The 5,768-nt window shown below is 74.0% G+C and carries 5 protein-coding genes; all 5 read right to left on the bottom strand.

All coding sequences use genetic code 11. The features are described from left to right. Positions 1 to 11: 11 nt before the first annotated feature. Positions 12 to 1,763: a DUF885 domain-containing protein gene (locus tag GTW08_RS22880; protein WP_073574855.1), complete on the bottom strand. Its 1,752-nt coding sequence runs from the start codon at positions 1,761 to 1,763 to the stop codon at positions 12 to 14. A gap of 105 nt (positions 1,764 to 1,868) precedes the next feature. Further along, positions 1,869 to 2,210, bottom strand: coding sequence for an RNA polymerase-binding protein RbpA (locus GTW08_RS22875; protein ID WP_020627709.1), 342 nt, complete (start codon positions 2,208 to 2,210; stop codon positions 1,869 to 1,871). A 241-nt stretch (positions 2,211 to 2,451) separates the two neighbouring features. Continuing rightward, positions 2,452 to 3,777 (bottom strand): MFS transporter, encoded by a 1,326-nt coding sequence (locus GTW08_RS22870; protein WP_346009960.1) that lies wholly within the window; start codon positions 3,775 to 3,777, stop codon positions 2,452 to 2,454. A gap of 63 nt (positions 3,778 to 3,840) precedes the next feature. Beyond that, the gene (locus GTW08_RS22865) at positions 3,841 to 4,608 is read right to left on the bottom strand and encodes a glycerophosphodiester phosphodiesterase family protein (RefSeq protein WP_161152504.1); all 768 of its coding nucleotides are present in this window, start codon (positions 4,606 to 4,608) and stop codon (positions 3,841 to 3,843) included. Between the two features lie 5 nt (positions 4,609 to 4,613). After that, the coding region (gene ligD / locus GTW08_RS22860; protein WP_346009959.1) for a non-homologous end-joining DNA ligase at positions 4,614 to 5,768 on the bottom strand (1,155 nt) is incomplete at its 5' end.

Below are 5,768 nucleotides of genomic sequence, written 5' to 3'. Positions count from 1 at the left end.
CCCGGGTGCGCTCAGGCGCGCGCCGGCAGGGCCGCCAGCTCCGGCACCAGGTCGTCGAGACCCAGCGTGCCCTGCGCGAGCGCGGCGGCGTGCCACGCGGCGAGGTCGAACTCCTCCCCGCGGGCGGCGTGCGCGGCCCGGGCCCGCTCCCGCCCGGTCAGCCAGGCCCGCTCGCCCAGCTTGTAGCCGATCGCCTGGGCCGGTCCGCCGAGGTAGCGCAGCAGCTCCGAGTCGGCCATCGCGTCCCCGCCGCCGACGTGCCGGCCGAAGAACTCCCGCCCCAGCTCCGGGGTCCACCGCTGACCGGCACCGACCGGGGAGTCGTCGGGGACCGGCAGCGACAGGTGCATCCCCAGATCGATCACCACACGCACCGCGCGCAGCATCTGGGCGTTGAGGTAGCCCAGCCGCGACCCCGGGTCGGAGTGGTGGCCCAACTCGTCCATCAGCCGCTCCGCGTAGAGCGCCCAGCCCTCCACGTCCGCGCTCACCGCGCCCACCAGCGACGTCTGGAACGTCGACAGCTCCCGGCTGCGCACCGCCCACGACGCCAGCTGCAGGTGGTGGCCCGGGACGCCCTCGTGGTACCAGGTGCTGATCAGGTCCCACAGCGGGTAGCGGTCGTCCTCGCTCGCGGGCAGCCAGGTCCGGCCCGGCCGCGAGAAGTCCAGCGCCGGTGGTGTGTAGTACGGCGCCGCCGCGCTGCCCGCCGGCGCCAGCCGGGACTCGACCTCCCGAAGCCGGCCGGACAGGTCGAAGTGGACACCGTCGAGCTCGGCGATCGTGTCGTCCATGATCTTCTGCAGGTGCGCCCGGGCGGCCTCCCCGCCCATGACGACCCCGGTCGAGCCCCCGTCGGTCTCCAGGAACTCCATCGCCTCGCGCACGCTGCCGCCGGGCACGATCCGCGCGGCCTCGACGGCCATCTCCTCGCGGATCCGGCGGAACTCCGACCAGCCCCACTCGTAGACCTCGACGGTGTCGATGTCGGCGCCGTTCCAGAACCGGTTCGCGATCCGGTACCGGTCGGGGCCCACGCCGTCCGGGGTCCCCTCCGCGGCCGGCAGGTACTCCGCGGCCAGCCAGTCCCGCAGCTCGCCCAGCGCCGCCGTCGCCTCCCGCGCACCGCGGTCCAGGTCGGCGCGCACGGCGTCACCGACGGAGGCGTCCGCGGCGAACCCGGCGAACCAGCCACGGCCGCCCGCGTCGCCGTTCCAGGCGTCGATCTGCTCGGTCACCCGCACCACCTGGCGCGGCGCGGCGAACAGCCCGCGACGGCGGCCCTCGGCCAGCGACGCCCGGTACCCGGCGAGTGCCTCGGGGACCCGCGCCATCCGCGCGGCCACGGTGGCCCAGTCCTCGTCGCCGTCGACGGGCATGAGGGTGAACGCGGTCCGCAGGGTCGCCAGCGGTCCGAACAGCTCCTGCACCGCACGCAACGGCTCCCCGGAGGTCAGGTGGTCGAGCTGGGCGCCGAGACGCTCACGCAGCAGCCGCGCGCAGCGACGCTCGTCGGGGTCGGCGGGCTGCCGGGCGCCCGTGGTGGTGTCCAGCCGCTCCAGGGTCTCCCGGCAGGCGGCGACGAGCGCGGCGGTGCCGTCGGGGGAGAGGTCGGGCAGCTCGTCCTGCCGCTCGGTCCAGCCGAGGTCGCCGGCGAGGACCGGGTCGAGCTCGGCGAGGCGCCGGACGTGGTCGTCGGCGAGGTCGCGGACCGCCCGGTCGGGGCGGGAGGGGCTGGCGGTGCCGGTCTGCTGATCGTTCATCACCGGTCATCATGCCCGCACGCGACGGAGCCCGGACCCCCTGAGGGATCCGGGCTCCGTGGTCACCGGGTGGTGGTCCGGTGTGTGCCTGCGGTGCGGCCGGGATCAGGCGATCTCGGCGCGCCGCTCGCGCAGCAGCTCCAGGCGCTCGTCGAGCAGCTCCTCGAGCTCGGCGATCGACCGGCGCTCGAGCAGCATGTCCCAGTGCGTACGCGGCGGCTTCTGCTTCTTCTGCTCCGGCTCGGTCCCGTCCACCCGACGACCGACGCCGCCCTGCGGGGACTCCCACGTCGCGGGAGCCTCGGCGTCGTTCGCGAACGGCACCTGGAACTCGTAGCCGGACTCGGACACATAACGGACCATCTGCCGCGGCGCCAGGTCGTGGTTGCGGTCCGTCTCGTAGCTGACAGCCCCGAGCCGGCTGCCACGCAGAACGCGGTCGGCCATGCGTCACCCTCCTGTAGCGCGATGTCGAGGGAGCACCTCGACGGTTACGTCTTCGCCACCGGGTGTAACGTACGTGGAGCTACGGTATTCCGGCGGCAGGGCAGAACAGACCCGCTCGAGTTACCTCGCGGTAACCTGCTCTGCGCCCGATTGACCAGTGTTCCCTATCGCCGCCCGTTACACACTCCGATGTGACGTGTCAGCCATGTGTGACGGTGCCCACCCGGGTGTCGCCGAGTGTTCACACAGCCGACCGGACCGGTGCACGGTCGGGGGAGCGCACCGGCAGCAATGCGACCAGTCCCGCCGCCAGGACCAGCACGATCCCGATCGTCCCGGCCCGGTCCGAGCCGAACACGTAGGTGAACAGGCCGATGAGCGCCGGCGCCAGGAACGACACCGCGCGCCCGGTCGTCGCGTACAGACCGAACAGCTGGCCCTCCTGCTGCGCCGGGCACACCCGCAGCAGGTACGACCGCGACGACGCCTGCGCCGGCCCCACGAACAGCCCCAGCACCAGCCCGAAGATCCAGAACATGGTCGGCCCGGACACGAACAGCAGGATCACACCCACCGCCACACTCCCGGCGAGCGAGCCCACCACGACGGCCTTGGGCCCCAGCCGGTCGTCCAGCCGGCCGCCCATCACACAGCCCAGCGCCGCGACCACGTTGATCGCCACACCGAAGATCAGCACCTGGCCCGGCTCCAGCCCGTACACCGTCACCGCCAGGACCCCGCCGAAGGCGAAGACCGCGTTGAGGCCGTCCCGGTACAGCGCGCTCGCCCCGAGGAAGTACACCGTGTGCGGGCTGGCCCGGTAGAGCGCGCGCAGGTCGGCCACCAGTCTGCGGTAGGAACCGGCCACGCCCAGCTTCGGGGCGTCCGGCGCCACCGGTGGAGTCTCGGGCAGCAGGAGGAACATCGGCGCGGCGAACACCGCGAACCACACCGCCGCCACCAGCACCGCGATCCGCACGTCCAGCCCGTCGGCGGTGGGGACACCGAGCAGCCCGCCGTCGCCGGACAGCAGGAACGCGTACACCCCGAGCAGCAGCACGATCCCGCCGATGTAGCCCAGCGCCCAGCCGAAGCCCGACACCCGCCCGACCGTCGTCGGCGTCGACACGTGCGCCATCAGCGCGTAGTACGACACGTACGCCAGCTCGACGAAGATCGACGCCATGCCCAGCAGCAGCAGACCGAGCCACAGGTAGGACCAGTCGTCGCGGACGAAGAACATCCCGGCCATGCAGAGCACGACCAGCGCCGTCCACACCCCGGTCGCCCGCAGCCGCCGCCCCGTGCGGTCCGCGCTCTGCCCGACCACCGGCGCCATCAGTGCGATCAGCACCCCGGCGGCCGCGGTCGACCACGCCAGCCAGCTGTTCGCACTGACCGAGCCCGGCAGGTCCGCCCCGACGGCGTCGGTCAGGTACACCGAGAACACGAAGGTCAGCGCGATGTGCTGGAACCCCGAGGAGCCCCAGTCCCAGAGCCCCCAGGCCCACAGCCGGGATCGGCGGGGCGGGGCCGGCTCTGCGGTCGGAGCGGTCGAGGCGGTCACGGCGCGAGCGTATCGACGCCCGCGGGACCCGGCCTCCGATCATCTACGCAGGCGCCCACCCGGTCAGCTCCCGACGACGTCGAGCAGCCGGTCCGGCCGGTCGGACAGCAGCCCGTCCACCCCGAGGGTCAGCAGCCGTCGCATCTGCTCGGCCTCGTCCACCGTCCACACGTGCACCTCGTGCCCGGCCCGGTGCGCCGCCTCGACGAACCGGCGGTCCGACGCCACCGGGATCGGCCCGAACATCGGAGGGACCTGCGCGAACACCCCCGCCGACGCCGGCAGCAGCCGGCTCGGGACGCCCCACGCACGGGCCCGCAGCGCCATCACCTCGGCCTGCCCCATCGACGTGCACAGCCTCGGCCCGGCCAGCCCCCGGGCGACGCCCAGCCGGCGGACGGAGAACGAGCCCAGGCACACCCGGTCCCAGGCGTCGGCGGCGTCGAGCACCGCCAACGTCGGAGCGACGACCTCGGCCGACTTCAGCTCGATCGTCACCCGCACCCCGGGGACCGCGTCGAGCACCTCGGCCAGCCGCGGCAGCGGCTCGGTGCGCTGTGCCCCGGTGACCCGCACGGTGTCGAGCTCCGCGGCGGGGCGCGCGTCGATCCGGCCGGTGGCGTCGGTGGTGCGGTCCAGCGTCGGGTCGTGGTGCACGAACGGCACCCCGTCGGCGCTGGCGTGCACGTCCATCTCGACGTAGCGCAGACCGTGGTCGGCGGCGGCGATGAACGCGGCGACGGTGTTCTCGCAACCGGCCAGCTCCCCGATGTGCCAGCCACGGTGGGCGTAGGCGCGGGGGTGCGGACCGTCGAGGTACGGGTGGTGCACGGCGGTCAGCCTGGCACCCGTCCGATCACGCCACCACGGGGGAGCCGGAAACCCTCGGTGTCGATCAGGGGGTGCATGAGGTCCCCGTGCGTGTCCAGCCGGGCCGGCAGGTCGTCGAGGGTGAACACCAGGTCCGCGGGCTCGCGGCAGCCCTCGACCTCCGCCCACGTCACCGGGGTCGCGACGGTGGGGCGCTCACGGCCGCGCAGCGAGTACGAGGCGATGGTGGTCTTGGCGGTGTTGTTCTGGCTCCAGTCGACGAAGACCTTCCCGCGCCGACGGGCCCGGGTCATCACCGCGATCACCTCGCGACGGTGCTCCTCGGCCAGCCGCTCGGCCACCTCGCGGGCGAATTCACTGGTCCGCTCCGGATCGGTGACCCGCGCCGGCAGGTAGAGCTGCATCCCCTTGCCGCCCGACGTCGACGGGTACGCCACGAGTCCGTGCTCGTCGAGCAGGTCCCGCACCCACAGCGCCACGCGGCAGCACTCCACGATCGTCGTGCCCTCACCCGGGTCCAGGTCGAACACCACCCGGTCCGGCGGGTGGCGGCCGTCGCGGGGGCCGAGGCGCCACTGCGGCACGTGCAGCTCCAGCGCGGCCAGGTTCGCCGCCCAGGCCAGCCCCTCTGCGTCGGCGAGGACCGCGAAGTCCGCGGACTCCGACCGGCCGCCGGGCGTCCCGACGCGGGCGGTGCGCAGCCAGTCCGGCGCGTGCCGGGCGACGTTCTTCTCGAAGAACGACGACCCCTCCACCCCGTCCGGCCAGCGCTTGAGCGTCGCCGGCCGGGCGTCGAGGTGCGGCACCATCGCCTCGGCGACGGCCAGGTAGTGCCCCAGCACGTCGGCCTTGGTCGTGCCGGTGGCGGGGTAGAGCACCTTGTCCGGGTTGGACAGCGACGCCCGCCCGTACCCCTCGCGCCGTGCGGTCCCGCGCTGTGCCGCCCTCCGGCTCGCACCGTCCACCCGGACCTCCCGCCAGTCGTCGCCCGCGCCCTCGGGGTACCGGGAACCGGTCCGGACCGCGACCACCCCGGGCAGGCCCTGGTCGCGCACCGCGTCGAGCAGCCGGGCGCCCGCGTTCGGGTACGACGGCGCCGCCCGCCGGTGCGGCCCGTCCAGGGGCAGCTCCTCCAGCAGCGCGCGACGCTCCTCGGCGGG

Source organism: Pseudonocardia sp. SID8383 (assembly GCF_009864975.1).
Taxonomy (GTDB): Bacteria; Actinomycetota; Actinomycetes; order Mycobacteriales; family Pseudonocardiaceae; genus Pseudonocardia; species Pseudonocardia alni.
The sequence above is the reverse complement of the archived record's forward strand: the minus strand, read 5'-3'. Positions and strand labels throughout refer to the sequence as shown.

What these genes read in the sequence shown, in the direction of transcription:
- GTW08_RS22875 (WP_020627709.1), bottom strand. Translation starts at nt 2,210, where the DNA reads ATGGCCGACCGCGTTCTGCGTGGCAGCCGGCTCGGGGCTGTCAGCTAC.
- GTW08_RS22880 (WP_073574855.1), bottom strand. Translation starts at nt 1,763, where the DNA reads ATGAACGATCAGCAGACCGGCACCGCCAGCCCCTCCCGCCCCGACCGG.